Below are 23,321 nucleotides of genomic sequence, written 5' to 3' on the forward strand. Positions count from 1 at the left end.
GCGATAAAGTCTGTGGTGCTGGCGGTGATGTCGGCATCACGAGTGCTGTCGTAGATTTTATCGGCGGCTGTACCGGTAATGGTAACTTGTTTAGGAGTAATGTCCGCAGTGTCAGTACTCGTTGTATTGGCGAGGGTATAGTTACCGCTGTCGCCGCCAGCTAAAGTAATATTTGTTGAAGTTACCGTCTTGCCTTGACCTACATTTTTATCTTCGAAGCTATTGTTACTAGTATTCGCGGTAACTGTATCCCCACTGATTACACCTGCTAGTGAAAATTCCACATCCGCTGAGTTGTTCCCATCATACTCTTTATTGCTGGCAGTGCCGGATACGTTAATTTCTTTAGGGCTTATGTCGGCTTGAGAATTAGCAACTGAAATGGAGTAATTACCAGAATCGTCTCCGCTAATAGTTAACCCTGAGACATTGACCGTTTTATTTTGACCGACATTTTTATTGGTAAATGCTGCAGTGCCACCGTCAATGCTTACGTCATCTCCAGAGACTAGGCCACTTAGATCTATCGAGTTGATAGTGGCGTTCGTGTTGCCATCATAAACTTTATCGTCTATAACAGCGGCAATCGTAAGCTGCTTGGGATCGATAGTTAAACTTATTGCGGAGCCTGAGACAGTTATATTATATTGGGACGAAAAGATATCGTAGATTAGATTCGAGCCAGTATAAGTTCCTGCGTTTTCGGAGTTTGTACTAACCGAATTTCCTTCAACTAATAGGTCACTTGCTAAAACGTTGTATATATAGTTTAGGCTTGTTGATCTCCTCTCTCCATTGTAGGTGAAAGTTGTTGCACCGCTACTTAAGATGGATACACCAACGTTTCGGTATAGAGAATTAATTCCCGGGGTCGTATTACCTTCTGAGATACACCAAACGCCACCGCCGCCACAGGCAGAAAAATCGAAACCTTGATAGCTACTCTGTGAATTAAGTAAGGCTTCTGTGCTTAGTCCTACGCTATTACTGACGCTTGCTGAACCTGCTATGCCACCGCTGTTTGCAAGTGCATTCCAATAGCTATTGTCGATTGAACTACTAGCGCTGGAATTTCCAACAAGACCGAAGTTACCTGCTGAGTCTACTTCACCCCGAGCATAACTGGTCGTGATAGAAGAATTATTTGTTAAGTTACCAATAAGCCCTCCACCATTGGAGCCGCTAGCCTCGATATCACCTACGGCATAGCTATTACTTATTTGGCTATTGTTAGCGTTACCGATTAGTCCCCCGACGTTATCGTTGCCACTGATTTGTCCAGTGCTGTAACTATTATTGATGGTGCTATTGGTGAACAACCCTGCAAGGCCACCAACATTGTCGACAGAGCTAACATCCATCAGAGAAAAGCTATTTTGAATGCTACCGCCTTCAAGATTCCCGACAAGGCCGCCGGCTCGGGATTCGGTATTGACGATGTTTCCGTATGTTTCTGAATTGTTTATATGGCTATTTTGACCAAAGCCTATAATGCCCCCGGTTTCTCCGGTATTTTTTATTTCGCCGTTAAATAATGCATTGTTAACAGTAGTATCTTTGGCGCGACCTATGATGCCACCATGGCGACGGCGCTCACCTTCTATATTTCCGGTATATTCGGCGCCGTTAATGGTAACTCTCACGCTATAACCAATAATTCCGCCGGTTGCTTGATCGCCATTGATTGTCTGTGTGCTGCGTGCGTTATTGAGTACCAGATCTGTAGCAATACCAAACCAGCCACCTACACGATAATCGCCGCTTACACTATTGCTGAGATTGATATTGCTAAATGTAGAGCTGGGGGAGCCATTATTTGAAGTCAAAAATCCAACCAAGCCACCAATAGCTGGTCGTCCATCTCGACCTGTGACAGAGCCGCTAGCGGTAATATTATCAAACTGTAGGTTTTTTCCATTGCCCAAGATGCCGCCGGTTGCCTCTCCGCCGGCAACGTCGCCATCAAATTGAACGGATTGCAAAGTGAGTTGATCGGAAAAGCCCACAACACCGCCAACGTATCTGGCTGAATCTAGTGCAGAGATATTCGCGTTGACTTGGGAGTCGCTAATGCGAGTTGCAGTGGCAGACCCGGCTAAGCCACCAATATTCTCTCTCTGATTACTTGCTTGTCTAATTGTAATATCGCCATCATAGCTTGATGACTCTATAGTGCTACCATCTGCGTTTCCGATAAGACCGCCAACATTATTGGCATGTGCTGAAATGTCACCTGAAAAATGGCTGTTGATGATGGTTGAAGAAGATGCTCTGCCCGCGAGTCCACCGACTTGGGCACGGTTGTTGCCTGAAGACTGAACGCTGCCTTGGCTGTCGATATTCTCGATATAGGTATTATTGCTAGCACCGATTAGAGTGCCAACATTACTGCGGCCGACTATATTGGCGTTGTTTAAAGAGAAGTTTTTGAAATAGCTACCTGAATCAGCTCCTTGACTGATTAGACCCACATTGTTATCGCTGCCTCGATCAATATTCAGGTTATCAATGTCATGTCCAAGCCCATTAATGCCACCAGCGAAGTTATTTATTGGATCAAAGTTTTTTCCCGAAGCATCAATACTATCACCTAGTACATAATGGCCATTACCAATAGCTTCTAGTTCATCTATTGCTGATTCTGCCGCCGTTGAACCGATATCCGAGTTATTACCATTTATTACTTCGAACGCTACCCCGTCTTCCAAGTAAACGGCGTCTGCGCCAGTCAAAGTAATTTTTATACCATCAGCTAATTGAATTTTTTGATTGCGGGCGAAGCTATCAAAGTCAAATCCACTACCTAGAGTTTGACTCCAACTATTGCTTGAAGAGTCAAAGCTTAAACCACTATAGAGCTGAACCCCTGAGTTATCACCGCTACTGCTAATGTTGGCGTTTATATTGATATTATTTTCAGCTTGAAGAGTCAGTACTGAGTTGTCTGCGGACCAGCTAATCTCGTCATTTACCGAAATATCACCATTGCCGCTTGGGCTACCCTGGTTTGTAGTTTGGATGCTTATGCTTCCGCCACCGTTTAGCGTGTTGCTTAGAGTACTAGCGTTAACATCGGCACCAGCAGAATTTGAAATAACAATGTCATTGGGGTCAATTAGCCATGTACCATTGCTTCCATTCCCGCTTAATAGAACTTTTGTATCTTGTGAGATATTAACATCCGCCGCAGAAGTTTCTATAAACCCACCTGCGCCATCGCTACTTGAAACATCTAAGGTTCCACTATTATTTAGGGTTCCGCTTGTCATATCAGCGAGTAAAACAATCTTTCCGTCTTTCTCGGCGAGACCTTGTGCTTGTACGATACCCTCGTTGTTTACTGTGGCAGCGCTAAGTTGACTAGCCGCCTGTGCCAACATTAGTATTTGACCGCCATTGGCCTCTATTATCGATTTGTTTTCTACTAATGCATCGTAGGTGCCGCGGTCGACTTCTAAGTCTAGCAAGCCCCCTGCGCCGAAACTCAGCACAATTCGATCACCAGCGGCCATTGCGACATTCGCTCGCCCGGAATTAGATGTACTCGCGATTAAATAGCCCTGATTAGAGACCTGATTGCCTAATAGGGCAATGGTACTCGCGTGAATACTTCCCTGATTGATAACTCTCGAGCGATTATCATCGCTATTAACAAATACTAGTTTGTCATCCATAAAATCGGCATCACTTATATCTAAAGTAGATGCAACAATGGCGGCGGCATTGACCTGGGACCCCGGAGCGAAAGTAACGCCATTTGTATTAACTAGGAAGACTTGGCCATTGGCATTGAGTTGGCCGAATATCTGGCTGGCATTGGAGCCAAGAATTCTATTTAAAGCGACTGAGTTTTGATTGGGCTGGTTGAAGTTGACTGTTTCATTACTGTCAATGTCGAAGCTATTCCAATTAATAACCGTGCGTTGGCTTTCTTGGTCAACGGTCATGACGCTTCCGTTTTCGGAAATTTGCGCACTACCTTGTGCGACTGTACCGCCGGTTGGTAATGCTAGAACCAGCTGGCCATTGGCAAGAAAAATAATCGTACTTATCGATTTAGCGAGGGAGCGTTTCGTGCTGCCGCTACTATTGCGCTTTTGCTTAGCCTGTTCTCCGGCGACTTGCCACTGACCTAAGGAAAGGTTCCAGATATGCTGAAAAGTGCGGTTCATAGTGATTCCCTCTTTTATTGTCTTGCCTTGGCGAAAGCAGCCTTCCGAGCTGCTTTTTTTAGGCCGAGGATTATTGAGTTTTTAGAATTGCCAAATGATTTGGGCCCAAAGCCTAGGGCTTTTATCTTCGTCACTGAGTGGAGCGCTATCGGTTCTCCATGCACTACTCAAGCTTAAGAACCAATCTTCGTTCGGACGCCACTGTAGGGCGAAGCCAGCACCAGAGAGCTCTCGATCGTTGTTAATATCGCCTGGCAGCGGATCGACATACCTTTCACCCATGGCACCCTCAAGAAAAGCCGAAAAAAGCCATTGAGAATTGTAGTGATAGAAAATTTCGGAGGAGATTAAGGCGCCCTGATCGACTAATGACTCGCCTTGTGGATATGCGCGAATTCCCTGTGGACCACCAAGTAATAGTTTTTCACTGCTATTTAAATTATTCTCTGAAAGCTGGGCTACGGCTCTTACTTGCAAGCGCCAATTTTCATTTAACCAGCGGCTATGTTGACCTGTGAGCAGAAGGCGGCTGAAGCTGTCTTTGATATTGTATAAGTCGGAGTTATCGGCAAGCAGATCGTCGTTTACATCACCTAAAGCAATACTGGCCGAAAATTGGCTGAAGCTTGATTCTTCATCAACGTAGTCACCGCTAATACTGAATTCGACAGCGTCAATTTCTCGATCACTAAATTGTCCAAGGTTGTTGTTGCTGTCTTGGTAAACTGATCGTCTAAAGGTGATGGCGCTATTTAGGTTGTAGCTTAGACTGCGTACCCATGGATGTTGATAGTTGATATCAAATTGAACATTATCACCTTCCGCGCCCAAAGATTTAAATTGCTTTTGTAACTCGTAGTCACTGCGCTGAACACCGAAATTAATTCGGCCACCATAACTGCCAACTGGTAAGCCAGCTCTTAGCTGAGCGAATTGGTAGCCCTCTTCGCTGCTAGCCAGTCGCACTTGTAAGTATTCGCCATAACCAAAGGCATTATTACTTTGGAGTAATGTTCCAAGGCGAGTAGCATTGGTAAATCGGTTGCCTAGATTATCAAGCGATATATTACCGTTGAATATCGGCGTATCGGTAGTAGCAAGTTTTAAAACGCTGCCACCTAATTTTTCGCCAGGAATAAGTCGAGCTTTGGCTTTTACACCAGGCAGATCATTTAATAGGCGTAGTTGTTTTTCGAGCTGATCAGTTTTGAGGCTGGCGTCTTGTTGAATACGGTCGATAAAGCGACGAGTAACTTTGGGATTTAAGCGGCCGGTATCCTCTACGATGATTTCTTCAATCTGCCCTTCTAAAACAATAATCACCAATTCGCCATTAGCGATACTTTGTGCGGGAAGATAAGCCCAAGCGGTAAAATAGCCTTTGTCTCGATATTGCCGAGTTACTCGTAGGGCGACTTGTTTAAGGCTTGAAAAGTCGTGCTGCTTTCCAATTTCATCCTGCAGGTTTTCAAGGATATCGTCTTGGCTAATTTGCCTTGCGCCCTCGATGCGTATTTTTTTAATCTTAACGAAGGGCCCTTTGCTAGCGGGTTCTTCGGCTTCGTCATTAAATTGTTCGAAAACACTCTCTTTAGCCTTGGGCTTTATTTCAGGCAAAGATTCATTTTGTTTATTGAGGCTGCCCGATGTGGGCGGAATTTGTTGTGCGGTTAGGGAAAAACTACTAAAAGTGCAAAGTGTCCCTACCGTAAAACAGCCAATCATTTTGCTGTATGAGGAAAACATGTGAGATCGCTCCATGACTCCATTTTTAATGGACAGTCAAGGAATACTCTCACAGCAGTTTTGCTTAAACAAAGCCGTCCAAGCAAAACCAGCCAAACATTTTAAAGGGGGTTTACTTAACTCTGTCTTCAGGCTGAATTCGCAGAGATCGAAGCCCCTGCTTTAGTTTGAATAAATGATCGTGAAGTTCAGGGCCCTTACGTTGCGCTACACCGATAGCTAAAACATCGATAATTACCAAGTGAGCAATTCGAGAAGATAATGGTGTATAGATCTCGATATCTTCTTCGACATCAACTTCGATGGGGATGCTGGCGTTCTTGATTACAGGTGTACCGCTAGGTGCTAGACCAATGACAATCCCACCCATGGCTTTAACCATTTCCATAGAGTGTAAAAGCGCTTTTGTGCGCCCACTTTGAGAGATAGCCACTACCACATCGCCAGGCTGCATACTCATCGCTGACATATTTTGAATGTGGTGATCAGAATGGGCTGCTGTGGCTAATTGCAAGCGGAAGAATTTGTGTTGTGCATCTGCAGCTACCGCACCCGATGCACCAAAGCCGTAAAACTCTACTCGATTCGCAGCACATAAAGCGCTAACCGCTTGGTCGAGAATTTCCGGGTTTAAACGATCGCGAACCTGTAGCAGGGTATCTACCGTTGAATCGAAAACCTTTTGGGTAAACTCCTCCACTGCATCAGTTTCAGTAACGGCAATTTGACCAAAGCTTGGGCTAGACGCCAGCTGCTGGGCCAGCTGCAGCTTAAACTCCTGAAAGCCATCACAATCAACCGCGCGGCAAAAGCGCACTACAGTGGGTTCACTAACCTCAGATTTGGCCGCCAGATCGACGATCCGCATATGAATAATGTCGCCCGGGTGGCTAAGCACATACTCGGCCACTTTGCGCTCGGATTTGCGCATGTCATCTAAGGCTTCGGAGATTCGTTGTGTTAATTCAGCTGGCTTCACGGTGATTTCAGCTCCATCCTACGTTCAATATTGCTGTTATTGGGCTTTTTATCGTTCTATTTAGTAACGGGTTTTTAAGCACTGGAAAATAGTAGCCAAGATATGTAGTAAATACAGCAAAAATATGTAATTTTTCTACATAAGCTGATGTATAGCAGCTAAAAACCCCTATAACTGCCTGAAATACAAACAATTAGACCTTATTGGTGATCTCGTGAAGCGAACTTTTATGCAAAAAGCCCTAGTGGGCGTGGCGTCCTTAATAGCCCCTGTGGCGCTAATGGCCGCGCAATTTAGCCCAGAAAACCTGCAGCAGGCCAAGGCCCTAGCTGAGAAGGCAGGAAAGTCTGAGCTGGCCTATGAGCTTGATGAAAGCCTCAGTACAGAAGTGGGCCCTCGCCGAGTGGGTACGCCAGGTGACAAGGCGGGAATCGACTGGGCAGTAGCCAAGATGAAAGCGCTGGGTTTTGATCGAGTTTGGACCGAGACAGTTACCACCCCGGGCTGGGAGCGTGGTGAGATCAGTGTTGAGGCGGTATCGCCTTTTCCTCAGCGTATGGTGGCCATTGCACTTGGTGGCAGCGTGCCAACACCGCCTGAAGGCGTAACCGCAGACGTCGTCGCTTTTGAAAACCTAGATGCTTTAAAAGCAGCTGCTGATGGCAGCTTGAAAGGAAAGATTGCCTATATAGGCTATCAGATGAAGCCTTCTATTGATGGTGCCGATTATGGCGTAGCGGGTAAGCAACGTTACTTGGGCTCAGAAGTAGCGGCCAGCAAAGGCGCTTCGGCTGTACTCATTCGCTCAGTGGGTACAGATAACGACCGTATCGGCCATACCGGTGCCCAAGGTAGCAAGTCTACGATCCCAGCAGCGGCCCTTTCGATTCCTGACGCGGATTTGTTGGAAAGCATGCTTAAGCGCAGCGAGCAGGTTGCACTAAAAGTGAAGATCAGCTCAAAAGCCACCCCAGACGTGAAAACTGCCAACGTGATCGGCGAAGTTACCGGCACTGAGCGCCCTGAGGATTTTGTGGTTTTGGGTTCTCATTTAGATAGCTGGGATGTAGGTACTGGCGCTATTGATGATGGTATGGGCGTCGCGATCACAATGGCCGCTGCCAAGCATATTATCGATAGTGGCAAGAAGCCGAAGCGCTCTATTCGGGTGATCTTGTTTGGTGCCGAAGAAATCGGCCTGATAGGCGTAAAACAGTACTACGAGAAAAACAAAGGAATCTTGGGTAATCACATCATTGGTGCTGAGTGGGATTCCGGCACTCGCATGATTCATCAGCTGCGCCCAGGTGTGGGTGAGCAATCTTTAGCGGCTATTAAGCAAATGGCGGAGCTATTAAAGCCTTATGGGGTAGCACTGCATCCCTCAAACTCCGCAAAAGGTCAGTCGGATATCTCCGTATTGGGTAAAGCGGGCATGCCAGCGATCAACTTTGATTCGGATCTAAGCGACTACTTTGATTACCATCACACTGAAAATGACACCATGGCGAATGTCCCACCAGAGACCATGCGTCAAGCTTCTGCTGTGTACACCGCTTTTGCATGGTTAACCGCCAATAGTTTGATTGATTTTCGAAAGTAAATTGATGCCGCTTGGTAGTTCTACCGGGCGCTGAGCCATTGCTTTTCTCGCCGCTCAATGCGGCGAGAAAAGCGATTGATCTAGATTGGGTATTTCCCGAGCAATAATGCGATAATGCCGCCGACCATGGGGCTAGCCCCATCGCTTTATTGGAGAATGTTATGACTACCCGTATCGAGGCCGTTGATTACCAGGCCCCAGATGCTCAAGCCCGCTTTGTGCAATCCCTAAAAGACACCGGTTTTGGTGTACTCAAAAACCACCCTATCTCGAAAGATTTGGTGAGCTCTATCTATAGCAATTGGAAGCAATTCTTCGATGGCTCCGAGAAAGAGCAATTTCAGTTTAATGTGGATACCCAAGACGGCTTTTTCCCTAAATCGGTTTCCGAGGTGGCCAAGGGTCATGAAGTGAAAGATATTAAAGAGTACTTTCACTATTACACTTGGGGCCAGTGCCCAGCGGAGTTAAAAGACGAGATTCACAGCTACTATGAACAGGCCAATGGCCTAGCTCGTGAGTTGCTGACCTGGGTAGAGGGCAATAGCCCTGCCGATGTGGCCAGCCACTACAGCGAGCCGTTGACCAATATGATCGACGGCAGCCAAAAGACCTTATTGCGTGTTCTACACTACCCTGAGTTTCAAGGTGATGAAGAGCCAGGTGCTATTCGCGCAGCGGCCCATGAAGACATCAATTTGCTGACCATTCTTCCGGCGGCTAATGAGCCTGGTTTGCAAGTGCTGACCAAAGAAGGTGAGTGGCTAGATATTCCTTGTGAGTTTGGTAACTTGATTATTAATATTGGCGATATGTTACAAGAAGCATCGGGCCATTATTTCCCTTCGACTACCCATCGAGTCATTAACCCAGAAGGTAGCGATAGCCGCCGGGCGCGAATCTCCCTGCCATTGTTTTTACACCCACGCCCTGAAGTAAAGTTATCTGAGCGTTATACTGCTAAAGAGTACTTGCAAGAACGCCTAAGAGAACTGGGGGTAATGTAAAAACGGCAACAGTGGGCTACACTGCTGAGCAACCTTAATAATTCATTTAGGAAGCTTATGGACTCTCCAAAATACGCAGGCTTTTGGATACGCTTTGTGGCCCATATTGTTGATGGTTTTGTATTCTCTTTGATTATTGTTCCTCTCGCACTGTGGCTAGTAGATTTTGATTTAAGCCGCTACAGCGAACCGGGCAGTGGCACCTCTATAGTAAGGTTTGTGATGCCGATGTTGGCCGTCTGGCTATTTTGGTATTACAAGTCAGCTACTCCAGGCAAAATGATTTTCCGTATTAAGATCGTTGATGCCCAAACCCTTGGGCGTCTTGGCATTGGTCAAACAATTGGGCGCTATTTTGCCTATATGGTCTGCATCATTCCTTTGTTCCTGGGTTTTATTTGGGTCGCATTTGATCCACGTAAACAGGGCTTCCACGATAAGTTGGCAGGAACTTTAGTGATTATTGAAGAGCCTAAGCAAAACGAAAATGGTTAGATTCCTCGTCTAACCCAGTAATGGGCCCCTTAAGCAGTAACCAGATTCTAAGGCCTTATCAATAGGAAGCTTGCATGCGACTAGAGTTAAAAATACCGCCACTAGTGTTGATGTTTATTTTTATCGGCTTGGTATTTCTGCTGCATTTGCTTTTACCAATGCTATCAATTGGCTTCTCAGCCCAGGCCGGCTTGGCGGCTTTATTATGTTTTATCGCGGCTGGTATTTGTGCGGTTGCGGTATTGCAGTGTCACTTTGCAAATACTACTGTGGATCCGCGCAACCCAAGAGCAACAAGCGACCTTATCTGCAGCGGAGCATTCCGCTTAAGCCGCAACCCAATGTATCTGGGCTTTGCAGTGTTCATCGCTGCGGCGGTTCTGCTAACAGGAAGCCTGCCGGCGATTGCCGCCGTTCCATTGTTTATTGTGTACATGAACCGTTATCAAATTAGCCCAGAGGAAAGGCAGCTACAGAAGAAATTCCCTGAGGCTTTTGCACAATACCAAGCGAAGGTACGCCGCTGGCTCTGACTCTGTTAAACTAGGGTCATGGACGTATCCCCTATTTTAGATCAATTAAACGATGCTCAGCGTCAGGCGGTTTCAGCGCCGGCGGGCAATCAACTCATTTTGGCTGGTGCGGGCTCGGGTAAGACTCGGGTGCTGGTGCATCGCATTGCCTGGCTTATTCAAGTGGAGCGGGTATCACCGTTTTCTATAATGGCGGTGACCTTTACCAATAAGGCGGCGCGGGAAATGCGCGGTCGGATTGAAGAGCTCTTGGGCCTTAATCCGCGTGGTATGTGGGTCGGTACCTTCCATGGTATTGCCCACCGTCTATTGAAAGCCCACTGGCAGGAAGCAAAGCTACCCCAGAATTTTCAGATTCTCGATAGTGATGATCAGCTGCGTTTAATAAAACGTGTTAGCCAAGGTTTACAACTTGATGAAGAGCGCTGGCCAGCGAAGCAAACTCAGTGGTTTATTAATCACAATAAAGACGAAGGCCTGCGTCCAGATTATATTCAAACCCATGGTGACCCTCACCAAGAAACGTTAGTGCGAATCTATCGAAGCTATGAAGAAGCTTGTCAGCGTGGCGGTATGGTTGATTTTGGTGAACTGTTGCTGCGAGCCCATGAGCTTTGGTTAAACAATCCGCGCTTATTGCAACACTACCAAGATCGCTTCCCTTTTGTTTTGGTGGACGAGTTTCAAGATACCAACACTATTCAGTACGCTTGGCTTAGAGTGTTGGCCGGTGATCGCTGTGCGGTGACGGCCGTCGGTGATGATGATCAGTCTATCTACGGTTGGCGTGGCGCTAAGATCGAAAATATTCAGCGTTACAGTCAAGATTTTCAAGGTGTAGAAACAGTTCGCCTAGAACAAAACTATCGCTCCACTCGCACCATTCTAGATGCAGCCAATGCCGTTATTGAAAACAATGCGGGCCGCTTAGGTAAAACACTGCGCACTGATGGTGATGATGGTGAAAAGATTTCACTTTATGCCGGTTTTAATGAGCAAGACGAAGCCCGTTTTATTGTTGAGCGTATTGAGGATTGGCAGCGCAAAGGTAATAGCTTAACGAACTGTGCCATTCTTTACCGATCCAATGCCCAGTCCCGTATCTTGGAAGAAGCCTTATTGCGTGAAGCGGTCCCCTATCGTATATACGGTGGCCAGCGTTTCTATGAGCGCTTAGAAATTAAAAACGCTTTAGCCTATATGCGCCTTATTATTAATCGTAACGACGATGCGGCCTTTGAGCGGGTAATTAATACGCCTACTCGTGGTATTGGCAGTAAGACCGTCGATGGCATTCGTTTATTTGCGCGCGAGCAAGGCTGCTCCATGTGGGATGCTGCTGAGCAGATGGTCAACAATAAAGGTCTTACGGCACGAGCTGCCAATTCTGTTGGCGCCTTTTGTGCTTTACTCAATGAATTGGATAATCAAACCCAGGAGCTCAGTTTAGAGAATATCGCATCGGCGGTGATTAATAGCTCGGGCTTGATTGAGTTTCACGAAAAAGAAAAAGGTGAAAAAGGTCAGGCGCGTGTAGAAAACCTGCAGGAACTGATCAATGCCTGCCGTGCTTTTAATCCGGAAAATGATGAGCTAAGCCCACTAGAAGAATTTTTGGATGGTGCAGCACTGGATGCCGGTGAGGCGCAAGCCGATGAGTTTGAAGATGCCGTTCAATTAATGACATTACACACCGCAAAAGGTCTAGAGTTTCCTTTAGTCTTTATGGCGGGTGTCGAAGAGGGCTTGTTTCCCCATCGCATGTCAGCCGAAGAGCCGGGGCGCTTGGAGGAAGAACGACGTCTTTGCTATGTGGGCATCACCCGAGCAATGCAAAAGCTCTATATTAGCTATGCTGAAAGCCGTCGTATGTATGGCTCCGAAACCTTTAATCAGGTATCGCGTTTTGTTAAAGAGATCCCTGATGGTCTAATTGAGGAGGTTCGCCTTAAAACGGCAATTAGCCGCCCGGTTAGCTTTGGAAGCAATTATGGTGATGCGGCCCAGAGTCGATCGCGAACCGGGCAGCGCAAACTAGCTGGGCGACTTTCTGATGACGGTGGCGATTCCGGCTTAAGCTTAGGGCAACGAGTTTTGCACCCAAGCTTTGGTGAAGGCACCATTTTGCATTTTGAAGGTAATAAAATTCAAATCAACTTTGACGATGCTGGCACCAAGTGGTTAATTGCCGGCGCCAAACTAGACCCCATCTAAGTTCGATAATCTAAAACATGCGGTGCTTATCGTCCTGCCACAGCTAGGTGGCAGGACTTATACCTATTAAGTGTCCGCCAAACCGCATATTCCATTGAATGCCTGCAGTGCGCAGCATGCCTGCTCCTATTTAATCATTTCGTTTCGTCTAATTAGCAGAATCAAAAAACAGCGAATCAAGTAGTATCGCCATTTTCTAATTTACTCAAGGAGGCTCCATGAGTGTAAAACAAGGTTATGGTTTGCCGGAAAGCGTTACAGTTGTTAAACATGCCAATGGTATAGAGCTAAAACGTTATTGGCGCACTTGGAAATCTTTTGGCTACCTAGTTTTTGGTATCTTGTGGTTTGGCTTTTTGTATCGAGAAGGGCCAATGGCTTTACAAGATATGCCCTATAGCGAGCAGCTGCAGATTTTATTGCTGCTCGTTGGTGCAGTGATTGCTTATTATGGTTTAACTCAAATTATCAACCACAGCTCTGTTCGCACCTTCCCTGATCGCCTGCAGATCAGCCACCGCCCGCTGCCTTTATTATTGGGCAAAACCTTTAAGCGAACTGATATTAAGCAGCTCTATGTCAATCGGCATCATCGTCGAGACGAGAACGGCACTATTATTACTTATGAGCTGCGCTCGCTGAGCAACGACGGCAAGGATTACTGCTTACTTAAAAATGTCCCCGAAAAACAGAGTGTGAAATATATAGAGCAAGAGATTGAACAATATTGGGGCATTAAGAATGAAGCTGTGAAAGGGGAAGTGTCGAATTAGAGGCAAAAAAAACGGGCCAGAGGCCCGTGCTTAAGCAGTTGTGTTCTTTACAGATGTGGCAGGCTGATGGGCCTAGCGGCCAAATAACTTACCTGCCAAATTGAGTGCGCCAGAAACGCCCCCAACCATATCCAATAGGCTACCATCATTTGAGGATTTATCCACAATATTTGGTATAGCCTCCTGCAAACCGCTAATCGCCTGATCTTCATTCAGTGATAGCTGGGATGCGAAGTCGGTGATTTTATTTTGTCCTAAAATCTGGGTCAACTGATTTGCTGAAATTCCTTCATTAGAACCATTACCCAACCAAGATTGGGCAATATTCAACATATCACCTGCGTCCATATTAGAAACTAAAGAGCCAATATCGACCTTACCGCTACCGTCGGATAGTAATCCAGTCAGGGCTGGTAAAATAGCGCCTAGGTCTAAGTTTTGGCCTTGCTCAGATAATTTGCTCTGAAACAGCTGTGCGCCGATTTGTAAAATACTATTGATGTCCATTGTAAACACCTTTTATGAAGCTTAGGTTAACAGCCCAGAGCTAGTCTTGCTTTGGGATACGAATTTTTTGACCAGGGTAGATCAAATCAGGGTCTTTAATCACTTCGCGGTTAGCTTCGAAGATAGCTTGGTACTTAGCGCCATTGCCATAGAATTCCGAGGCAATCTTCCAAAGTGAGTCGCCAGACTGAATCACATAGTATTGTACTTCTTCGACAGCAGGCTCTACCGCTGGTTCGCCTTGTACGGTCATCTCTTCGGCTTGTACTGAGCTGATACCCAGGGCATTACCCACCATTAAGATGGCCTTTTCAAAGGCGCTGGGTGATTCGGCCTCACCGCTTACTTTGGCTACGCCACCTTCTACTTGGACTTGTAGGTCTTTTACACCAGGGTTGTCACTTTCAACATGTTCTTTGAGTTTATCACCAGCTTCTTCCTCGCTGCCGAACAGTTTTTTACCCAAGTCGCTGGCAAAATCAAATAATCCCATTTCTATTTACCTTTGTTGTGATGGTGGGGATTTCCCCTAAAACAGCGCCTTTTGAGCGCAACTTTAAAACTTACTTCAATAAAGAACCCAGCACGCCTCGAATCAGCTTACGACCAATGCTCGAGCCAATACTGCGGGCGATGCTTTTCATAAAGGCTTCACCGACACTTTGACGGTTACTGCTTTTACGGCGGCTGGGTCTCGAGCTTTGTTCTTCTTCTGCGGCAGCCTCTTCACGAGCGCTTTGCTCCGCGCGTCGCTGCAGCATCTCTCTAGCAGAATCTGGATCTACTGAATCCTGATATTTACGATGGAATGGATTGCCGGTGATAAGCTGCTGTCTCTCTTGCTCGCTTACCGGGCCCATTCGTGATTCCGGGGGGCGCACCAGTACCCGTTCAACCTGGCTGGGTACCCCGCCCTCTTGCAACACCGAAACAATGGCTTCGCCGATACCTAGCTCAGTAATCACCTTGGCGGTATCAAAGTTTGGGTTGGCTCGAAAGCTCTGGGCTGCAGCACGTACTGCTTTCTGGTCTTTTGGGGTGTAGGCCCTTAAGGTATGCTGTATACGGTTGCCCAGTTGGCCAAGAATATCTTCTGGGATATCGGCAGGGCTTTGACTCACAAAATAAATACCAACACCTTTTGAGCGAATCAAACGGGCAACCTGTTCAATTTTATCGACCAGGGCACGAGAAGCGTTTTTGAACAGTAAGTGCGCCTCATCAAAGAAAAATACCAGCTTAGGTTTGTCTGGGTCGCCAACCTCAGGAAGACTTTCAAACAGTTCAGATAATAGCCATAACAGAAAAGTGGCGTACAGGCGTGGGCTTTGAATAAGCTTATCGGCGGCTAAGATGTTAATGATGCCTTCACCGCGACGGCTGTGGCTAATAAAATCGTCCAGCTCCAAAGCAGGTTCGCCAAAGAATAAATCACCACCTTCTCTCTCGATCATGATTAGGCGTCTTAAAATCGCATTTACTGAGGCTTTGCTAACTTTTAAGCCAACGCCTAAGTCGCGGCTGTTATCACCAAGGTATTCCAGTACTGCGCGTAGATCGTTTAGGTCTACCAGTAGCAAACCTTCATCGTCAGCAAACTCAAAGGCTAAGGTCATCACGCTTTGCTGGGTTTCGTTTAGATCCAGAAGTTCTGAAAGTAGCTGTGGCCCCATTTCCGAAATGGTGGATCTAACGGCTGTTCCTTGTTTGGCAAAGACATCCCACAGGTTTACCGGGAAAGGCAAATGCTCAAAGCCTTCAATGCCTATTTTATCTATGCGCTCTTGAATCTTAGGGTGGGCGCTGCCTGCTTGGCCGAGACCCGCTAGGTCACCCTTCACGTCGGCCATAAACACTGGCACACCCAGCTTGCTGAAGCCCTCGGCAAGAATCTGCAAGGTTACCGTTTTACCGCTACCTGTTGCCCCGGCTATGAGGCCGTGTCGGTTGGCGTAACGGGGATCGATACTGACTTGACCGTTGTCGCTACCGCCAACCAATATCCCTGCTTCTTTCATTTTTGCCGATTCCTTATCGCATTATAAAGGCCATAACTTAAAGCAAACGGCCAGCGGGATCAAAGGAAATAATTTCGGTCAATTCAGCAAAAATTCAGATAGCAGCTAACAAGCTAGAGGCCAGAGAGTTCGCTATCTGTAGCTGTGCAAAGTACACTGGCAGTTGCCTCTTAGAAAGCTTGTGTTGACGAGAATGCAGCGAAGCTTTTTGGGTGCGGGCGTTTCATCTAAGCGGGCGTTAGAGTGGCAAAACTTGATCGCCTTTTAATCAATTTAATGGAGTAGAACATGGCTAAGTTGTCAGATATTGAAGGTATTGGTGAAGTATATGCGTCCAAATTAGAAGCGGCTGGCGTTACTTCCTTGGAAAATCTATTGGAAAAGTGCGCCCAGAAATCTGGTCGTAAGGATGTCGCTGAAGCTTCAGGCTTGAGCGAAAAGCAAATTCTAAACTGGGCTAACCGTGCGGATTTGGCGCGAGTTAAAGGCGTCAGCACTCAATATGCTGATTTATTAGAGTTTGCCGGTGTAGACACCGTGCCTGAGTTGGCCCAGCGTAATGCCGAGAATCTTGCGGCAAAAATGGCTGAAGTTAATGAAGAGAAGAATCTAGTTCGCCAAGTACCTTCGGCATCACAGGTTGCTGATTGGGTGGCCCAAGCTAAAGATCTTCCTCGCGCCATTCATTACTAAGTTGTTCTTGGGGGTGCTTATCCACCCCCATTTCTCCTGTATCTAGGTCTTCCTTAGCGCCTTTCTATGGCCTTGTCTGTTGATATCTATTACCCTAATTGCAAACGATAACGACATAGCGCCTTTCAAATGACTAAAAATGTGTATTGGTCCCCGCTGATCATCATTCTTCTGCTGCTAGCTTTAGTTGTGGCTATCTCGCAGCTTGTTATAAAAAAATCTGATCAAACGCCTCTCCAGCAAGCTACCGACGCTAGCCATCAAAAGCACTACGAATGGCGAATGGTGACAACTTGGCCTAAAGGCTTACCGGGCTTGGGCTTGGCTGCAGAGAATTTTGCTCGCATTGTCGAACAGTCCAGCGCTGGCCGTTTAAAGGTCAAAGTATATGGAGCGGGTGATTTGGTGCCGGCACTTGGGGTTTTCGATGCTGTTTCCTCAGGCAGTGTAGAAATGGGACACGGTGCCGGCTATTACTGGAAGGGTAAGATCCCAGCCTCACCCTTTTTTACCTCTGTGCCCTTTGGCATGAACGCCCAGGAAATGAACGGTTGGTTATTTTATGGTGGGGGATTGGAGCTATATCGTGAAGCTTATGCCCCATTCAACCTTATGCCTTTTCCTGCTGGTAACACCGGTGTGCAAATGGCAGGCTGGTTCAACAAGGAAATTAATAACATTGCCGATATTAAAGGCACAAAAATGCGTATACCCGGTTTGGCTGGGGAAGTTTGGAATCGCGCAGGTGGTGTTGCGGTAAATATACCGGGTGGTGAGCTCTATACGGCACTGCAAACCGGCGTTATTGATGCTACTGAATGGGTGGGCCCATACAATGATTTGGCCTTGGGTTTTCACCAAGTGGCTAAATACTATTACTACCCTGGTTGGCATGAACCAGGCCCGACTTTGGAGCTTTTGGTTAATAAAGAAGCATTTGAATCTTTACCTGCTGATTTACAATCTATTGTAGAGACTACCGCTAGAGCTATTAACCAAGATATGCTGGATGAGTACACCGCCCGTAACAATGCCGCCTTAAAAACCTTAATCAGCGAACATGGCGTACAGCTAAAACAGCTACCTAAAGAAGTGCTTGCTGAACTCCGTAAACATGCCGATGAAATGTATAGCGAGTTTGCACAAAAAGATCCTTTTTTCGCCAAAGTGTACGAAAATTATCGCGAATTTGCTGATCAAGCGGCGCAATATCACGATATTTCCGAACAGGCTTATTACCAAGCAAATTAAAATTCTAGTGGGCAGATGAGATTAAGCTGCCCGCGCTTTTCTTCCACTGGTCACTGCTGTGCTCTGCTATAGTGCCGTAGTACTCACTTTCTAATTTTTCTGCTGGCGCTTAAAACCTCTCGAACTTAGAATGCTAATTAGTGGCAATAAGACGGTTTTATTGCTGAGCTAGATAGTTAGATTGAGATTGCATGGAAAGCCAGGAAATTTTCTCTGCGGAGAATATTGAGTTTATGGGAGTCCTTTGGGCTGCCAATAGTTTTAAAGAATGTTTTGAGTTGTTGGCCACTAAACTGCAAGAGTTTGGTATTCGTCATATCTTCTACGGTATGGGGGTTGGCCGCTGTGATCGAATAGAAACTACCTTTGGAACCTTATCTAATCACCCCCCAGAGTTTTTAGAGTTTTACTCTCAAGCCGATGTTTTTGAACACGATGAAGAAGTTCAGTGGGGTGCCCATAAAGCTGACACCCTGATATGGGGTGAAGAAAAAGCCAAGGAGTTTGATTCTCCTGGTGCGCAGAAAATGGCCAAGTTTCAAGTGAAATACGGTGTGCAACATGGCTTAACGATTCCCCTCCCTAATACTCACCCAGCCGTTTTTGCCGCTATCGGTCTCAGTGCTACGGGGATGGATCAAGAAGAATTTGAAAAGCGAGTGTTACCCAAGCAAGAGCAAATAGAGCTGTTGTGTCGGGTTTTTGCGCGAATCACGGAATACCACAATATCTATCAGGAGCTTGCAGGGCCCGGTCGCTTACAGTTTCCGCAATTAACCGACAGTGAGCTGGAGGTTCTTAGTCTGATTTCCAAAGGCTTAGAGCTAAAGCAAATCGCCGACATACGAAATACTGGCATTGATAATATCAATATCTTTTCCCGTAATATTCGAAAAAAGCTGAAAGCTGAGAATTTGCCCCAGGCTATCTATAAGGCTAGCGCTTTGCGAATCATTTAATTCGCGGGACTTAAACCTGTATTGCTACTTGCGCTGCATCAAGCTATTTCAGCTCAACTACAGTTATCTGTAGTACTACCGGTGGTTGTGACGATCTATACTAAATACGTGTTTTGCCGGCACGTAGCACTGACTCAGTGTTAGTTAGTACTTAAGTATCCAGGGATTGGACTTAGAATATCGTCACAATATTCAAAGTACTGGCGCTTTAACGCATTGGAAGCTGGGCTGTGATAGCTCGTCACAAGCTATTGCAGCCCCTTGTCTTTGCTTTCCTGCTCATGTGTCCCTTATGCCTCCCATTGTCTCTATCTTCAAGACTATTACTGGTTATAATGCTATGTAACATGGTAATGCGAGCTGTAGGCTCGAATGCTCATAAACAACAATAGCAATAAAAAATCATAGGTAGCTTATGCCCTTGGCCATTCGGGTTTGTGCCTATCTGGCAGATCTGTTGGATAGTGTTTCTGATTTTATCGGTCGCAGCGTTTCTTGGTTGACTATCGTCATGGTAGTGATCAGCTGTATTGTCGTGGTACTGCGATATGTCTTTGAGGTTGGCGCTACAGCATTGCAAGATAGCGTCACTTATATGCATGCGACGGTTTTTCTTTTGGGGGCCGCCTATGCATTAAATCATTCAGGTCAGGTTAGAGTGGATGTTTTTTATCGCAACTTTAATCGTCGCCAAAAAGCTTGGGTTGACGCTATTGGCAGTGTTGTCTTTTTATTGCCAATGTGCGGTTTAATTTTTTTCACCAGCTTAGATTATGTGGCGCAATCCTGGGCGGTAAAAGAATCCTCAAGAGACCCCAGCGGTTTACCTTTCGTTTATCTTCTAAAAACTCTATTACCTTTGGCGGCAGCAATACTGGCAATGCAGGCGGTGGCCGAATGTTGCCACGCCCTGGCTACTTTAATGAATCCGCACTCCGAACAAGAAGGAGAAGTGGACAATGCTTGAGTTAATCCCGCTATTTATGTTTGCTGCGGTTTGCCTAGCCTTGATGGCGGGTTATCCAGTCGCGTTTACGCTTGCTGGTGTGGCACTGATATTTGCCTCGGCTGGAATTCTTAGTGGCCACTTTGATGCCAATCTTCTATTCACTATGCCGGATCGATTGTTTGGCACCATGAGTAATATCACTCTTATCGCGGTGCCATTATTTGTTTTGATGGGGGTGATGCTAGAAAAGTCTCGCCTCGCTGAAGAACTATTGGAAAATATGGCCAAGCTCAGTGGTAGTTTGCCCGGGGGCTTGGGCATTGCTGTGGTGATTGTGGGAATGCTGTTGGCGGCAAGTACCGGCATTGTGGGCGCCACTGTGGTAACCATGGGTTTAATGAGTTTACCCACCATGCTTAAGCGCGGTTATAGCCCGAGTTTTGCTACCGGTACAATTTGTGCGACAGGAACTCTTGGCCAAATTATACCGCCATCTATCGCCTTGGTTTTATTAGGCGATACGCTTTCAACGGCTTATCAGAAAGCTCAGCTGAGCGCTGGAGTATTTAACCCTAAGCCGGTTTCGGTGGGGGATTTGTTTGTCGGTGCTTTGATACCAGGGCTCATCTTAGTAGTGATGTATCTTTTGTATGTTTATATCAGCGCTAAGCTAAACCCGGAAATAGCGCCTGCACCTGAAGAGACCGAGGCGGTAGATCGTCGCGAGGTTCTTTTAAGTTTGGCGCCACCGGTGTTATTGATTGTTCTAGTACTGGGATCAATTATTTCAGGCATTGCCACACCTACAGAAGCTGCAGCGGTAGGTGCTTTAGGTGCCACATGTTTAGCTTATTTTAAAGGGCAGCTAAATTGGAGCCGCTTGGCGGAGGTGTGCCACTCGACCACATTGGTTACTGCCATGGTATTCACCATTTTGATCGGTGCTTCGATTTTCTCTTTGGTGTTTAGGGGCTTTGGTGGCGAGGAACTTATTGAACAGTGGTTCTCTGAGTTGGGCGGTAATGTCGCACTAGCTGTATTGATCGTGATGGTGTTGATCTTCTTGCTGGGCTTTATTCTCGATTTTATCGAAATCACCTTTGTCGTGGTGCCTATTATCGGCCCCGTTTTATTGGCCATGGGGGTAGACCCTGTATGGCTGGGGGTAATGATTGCGATCAATCTGCAAACATCGTTCTTAACACCGCCCTTTGGCTTTGCCTTGTTTTATTTGCGAGGGGTGGCGCCAGAGGAAGTACGTACGGCCGAAATTTATCGTGGCGTTATTCCATTTATTATGCTGCAATTGGCGCTGCTTTGCGCCCTGGCCCTGTGGCCAGAGCTGGCGACTTATTTGCCTGAGGCCTTAAACGCCAAAGATTGATTAATGCCAGAGCGCGAACGAGCAAGCACATTTGATAATATTTAAAAGAATTAGATAAGGTTTACATAGCGATGAGTTCCTTGGACGAAGAACCAACCCCGACGGGCAAATTAACCCTACAGACTCTAACGATGCCGGCGGCGACCAACCCAAATGGCGATGTTTTTGCCGGTTGGCTAATGTCGCAAATGGATTTAGCTGGGGCGATTTTGGCTCAACAAATTGCTAAAGGACGTTGCACTACGGTAGCTGTGGGCAGCATGGCCTTCTTACGCCCTGTGCCAGTTGGTGCCACGGTGAGTTGCTACTCGGAAGCTTTAGAAGTTGGACGCTCTTCGATTCGCACCTTGGTAGATGTTTGGTTGACTGATGTTGAGAGTGGTGAGTGCAGCAAAGTTACCGAGGGTGAATTTGTTTACGTAGCCATAGACGATAAGGGCCGTACCCGACCCATTCGACTCTGATTCATGCAGTTATCGGCAACCGCTATTCGTTAGCAAGCGCTGTAGCTCAATCTCTCCGCTTAAGCCTAAGCTTGGCATATCGTATTGAGCGATGCCTTTCTTACAGCTTTCTAGATTGAGCTCTAATGTACCGACCTTATTGGTGTCTACAGTATTAGTGGTATCAAAGCGGCCGTTGCGAGACTGATATAAGTCTAATACCGCTTTGCGACCCGAGTATTTTCCTTGGGCGGTAAACCAGCGTTGTTCCGCTCCCGGAATTTGGCCATTATCGCTGCCAGCTTGGTCGTTATAGGTAAACCAAGCGGCAAATATTTGTTTGCTCACATCATCTAGATCTATCAGCATCCCTTGCCCGCTGCTGGCGGGCTCATACCAGCTGCCCATGCTTTTTGGAGAAAAGCTGTGTTGGGAAACGTTATCGATCCAGTCGTACATCGTTTCGGCGATTGTTGAACCATCTCCAAGCGTTACTGTAAAAGGATCGATGGCAGCAAAACCGTGTCCTCCACCATCGATAACATGATATTGATAATCAAGCCCCACTTCCTCCGCTCGCTGATCTAGTAGTACCGAGTAATTGAAGGAAACAATAATGTCGTTGCTACCGTGCACTATAAATAATGGAGCCTCGCCTTTATCTACGCTTTGGACAGCTTGCGTTGAGTTGTCCAATGGCAACAGGGCGCCTCCCCAGTAATCGACTACAAAGCTGATTCGATTTCTATCTGGTAGGTTGATACTAAAGTCGTCGCTGATGTAAGCGAGATTGATGGCCGTAATCGCGCCCGCGGAACTTCCGATGATTCCAATATCAGAAATTCTATAATAGTCTTCTTGGCTAATTAGCCACTCAAAAGCCGTGATGCTGTCGTCTAGTGCCGCTTGTGCCGCAATCTGTTGTTCTAAGGGAATGGCAACTCCGCTTTGGGTGGGAAGGTGAGAGACGCGATCTGAGGGGATAGGTTTGTCCCCCTGCAGACGATAATTGATAACGGCTGCTACATATCCTTTTAACACCAAATCCCGGGCTATGTTGACTAAGGTGGGATCTTCCTTGCTGCCAGTCTGAAATGCCCCCCCATGTATCAAAATGACTGCGGGGCGTTTTTCAATTGGCAAGCTGGGGTCGTCAACACCAGGGGTATATAGATCCAAAAGCAACTGTTTAGATCCATTTTCAGTTTCAGCTCGGCCATACTCTATGTCTGTTTGCACTACCACGGCAGGTGGTACTGGGCTTAGTGCCAACGCGAATTGGCTGAAAATTAGACAAAGGCTGGTGGATATGATCCTTTTGACAGGCAACAAGCTAGCTCTCCTTAGCGAATGGTCATTCGTCCTACATTATGGGTAACTAATGCAATACTACTGCAATATGGCCTCAGCAACTATATATAGGGTCTCAAAAAGCAACAATATACAAGTTATGTGCCTGTTTATTTAAACGACAGCGCTGTAACACTTCTGTCATATTTCATTCATAGAATTGTCACCCGTTAAATCTAGTATCGCCCTTGATTGAACATTCGGCTCAGTAGCCAGTTCATTAACATAGCGCGCATACAGCAAAC

Annotated in this window: 19 protein-coding genes; 12 read left to right on the forward strand and 7 right to left on the reverse strand. The window is 46.5% G+C overall.

What is annotated here, in order from left to right; genetic code table 11:
* From Q1A41_RS16035 to hexR, 3 genes are all read right to left on the reverse strand, one after another.
* Window positions 1-4,172: YDG domain-containing protein (locus tag Q1A41_RS16035; RefSeq protein ID WP_299981038.1), on the reverse strand; the 4,172-nt coding region annotated here is incomplete at its 3' end.
* Window positions 4,173-4,253: 81 nt separating this feature from the next.
* The gene (locus Q1A41_RS16040) at window positions 4,254-5,918 is read right to left on the reverse strand and encodes a POTRA domain-containing protein (RefSeq protein WP_299981040.1); all 1,665 of its coding nucleotides are present in this window, start codon (window positions 5,916-5,918) and stop codon (window positions 4,254-4,256) included.
* A 112-nt stretch (window positions 5,919-6,030) separates the two neighbouring features.
* Complete coding sequence (gene hexR, locus Q1A41_RS16045) at window positions 6,031-6,897, reverse strand: transcriptional regulator HexR (protein WP_299981042.1); 867 nt, start codon at window positions 6,895-6,897, stop codon at window positions 6,031-6,033.
* Window positions 6,898-7,126: 229 nt separating this feature from the next.
* Here hexR and Q1A41_RS16050 point away from each other — a divergent pair, with 229 nt between their 5' ends.
* From Q1A41_RS16050 to Q1A41_RS16075, 6 genes are all read left to right on the forward strand, one after another.
* Complete coding sequence (locus Q1A41_RS16050; protein ID WP_299981043.1) at window positions 7,127-8,500, forward strand: M20/M25/M40 family metallo-hydrolase; 1,374 nt, start codon at window positions 7,127-7,129, stop codon at window positions 8,498-8,500.
* Between the two features lie 161 nt (window positions 8,501-8,661).
* Window positions 8,662-9,507: a 2OG-Fe(II) oxygenase family protein gene (locus Q1A41_RS16055; protein ID WP_299981045.1), complete on the forward strand. Its 846-nt coding sequence runs from the start codon at window positions 8,662-8,664 to the stop codon at window positions 9,505-9,507.
* A gap of 57 nt (window positions 9,508-9,564) precedes the next feature.
* Window positions 9,565-10,002 carry an RDD family protein gene (locus Q1A41_RS16060; protein WP_299981047.1) on the forward strand — a complete coding sequence of 146 codons (438 nt, stop codon included), beginning with the start codon at window positions 9,565-9,567 and terminating at the stop codon, window positions 10,000-10,002.
* A gap of 74 nt (window positions 10,003-10,076) precedes the next feature.
* Complete coding sequence (locus Q1A41_RS16065) at window positions 10,077-10,535, forward strand: isoprenylcysteine carboxylmethyltransferase family protein (RefSeq protein WP_299981049.1); 459 nt, start codon at window positions 10,077-10,079, stop codon at window positions 10,533-10,535.
* An 18-nt stretch (window positions 10,536-10,553) separates the two neighbouring features.
* Window positions 10,554-12,749: a DNA helicase II gene (gene uvrD / locus Q1A41_RS16070; protein ID WP_299981051.1), complete on the forward strand. Its 2,196-nt coding sequence runs from the start codon at window positions 10,554-10,556 to the stop codon at window positions 12,747-12,749.
* Between the two features lie 218 nt (window positions 12,750-12,967).
* Window positions 12,968-13,522: a hypothetical protein gene (locus Q1A41_RS16075; protein WP_299981053.1), complete on the forward strand. Its 555-nt coding sequence runs from the start codon at window positions 12,968-12,970 to the stop codon at window positions 13,520-13,522.
* A 72-nt stretch (window positions 13,523-13,594) separates the two neighbouring features.
* Here the strand turns inward: Q1A41_RS16075 and Q1A41_RS16080 are convergent, their stop codons facing one another.
* The 3 genes from Q1A41_RS16080 to Q1A41_RS16090 form a co-directional block, all read right to left on the reverse strand.
* A complete protein-coding gene (locus Q1A41_RS16080; RefSeq protein WP_299981055.1) occupies window positions 13,595-14,029 on the reverse strand; it encodes a YidB family protein in 435 nt (144 codons plus the stop codon).
* Between the two features lie 40 nt (window positions 14,030-14,069).
* Window positions 14,070-14,522: a peptidoglycan-binding protein LysM gene (gene lysM / locus Q1A41_RS16085; RefSeq protein ID WP_299981057.1), complete on the reverse strand. Its 453-nt coding sequence runs from the start codon at window positions 14,520-14,522 to the stop codon at window positions 14,070-14,072.
* Between the two features lie 70 nt (window positions 14,523-14,592).
* Window positions 14,593-16,047, reverse strand: coding sequence for a helicase HerA-like domain-containing protein (locus Q1A41_RS16090; RefSeq protein WP_299981060.1), 1,455 nt, complete (start codon window positions 16,045-16,047; stop codon window positions 14,593-14,595).
* A 288-nt stretch (window positions 16,048-16,335) separates the two neighbouring features.
* On the opposite strand from Q1A41_RS16090, the gene Q1A41_RS16095 reads away from it, so the two are divergent.
* The 6 genes from Q1A41_RS16095 (at window position 16,336) to Q1A41_RS16120 (ending at window position 21,747) form a co-directional block, all read left to right on the forward strand.
* On the forward strand, window positions 16,336-16,740 hold the full coding sequence (locus Q1A41_RS16095; protein WP_299981062.1) for a DUF4332 domain-containing protein: 405 nt from the start codon (window positions 16,336-16,338) through the stop codon (window positions 16,738-16,740).
* 129 nt (window positions 16,741-16,869) lie between these two features.
* On the forward strand, window positions 16,870-17,991 hold the full coding sequence (gene dctP / locus Q1A41_RS16100; RefSeq protein ID WP_299981064.1) for a TRAP transporter substrate-binding protein DctP: 1,122 nt from the start codon (window positions 16,870-16,872) through the stop codon (window positions 17,989-17,991).
* A gap of 191 nt (window positions 17,992-18,182) precedes the next feature.
* Window positions 18,183-18,950 (forward strand): autoinducer binding domain-containing protein, encoded by a 768-nt coding sequence (locus Q1A41_RS16105; RefSeq protein ID WP_299981066.1) that lies wholly within the window; start codon window positions 18,183-18,185, stop codon window positions 18,948-18,950.
* Window positions 18,951-19,365: 415 nt separating this feature from the next.
* On the forward strand, window positions 19,366-19,917 hold the full coding sequence (locus tag Q1A41_RS16110) for a TRAP transporter small permease subunit (protein ID WP_299981068.1): 552 nt from the start codon (window positions 19,366-19,368) through the stop codon (window positions 19,915-19,917).
* Window positions 19,910-21,283 carry a TRAP transporter large permease subunit gene (locus tag Q1A41_RS16115; protein ID WP_299981070.1) on the forward strand — a complete coding sequence of 458 codons (1,374 nt, stop codon included), beginning with the start codon at window positions 19,910-19,912 and terminating at the stop codon, window positions 21,281-21,283. Before Q1A41_RS16110 ends, Q1A41_RS16115 begins: the two co-directional genes overlap by 8 nt.
* Before the next feature lie 71 nt (window positions 21,284-21,354).
* The gene (locus tag Q1A41_RS16120; RefSeq protein ID WP_299770538.1) at window positions 21,355-21,747 is read left to right on the forward strand and encodes an acyl-CoA thioesterase; all 393 of its coding nucleotides are present in this window, start codon (window positions 21,355-21,357) and stop codon (window positions 21,745-21,747) included.
* Window positions 21,748-21,756: 9 nt separating this feature from the next.
* On the opposite strand, the gene Q1A41_RS16125 is transcribed toward Q1A41_RS16120, so the two are convergent.
* Window positions 21,757-22,965, reverse strand: coding sequence for an alpha/beta hydrolase (locus tag Q1A41_RS16125; protein ID WP_299981072.1), 1,209 nt, complete (start codon window positions 22,963-22,965; stop codon window positions 21,757-21,759).
* Window positions 22,966-23,321: the final 356 nt, after the last annotated feature.

It is taken from the genome of uncultured Pseudoteredinibacter sp. (assembly GCF_947502065.1).
GTDB lineage: Bacteria > Pseudomonadota > Gammaproteobacteria > Pseudomonadales > Cellvibrionaceae > Pseudoteredinibacter.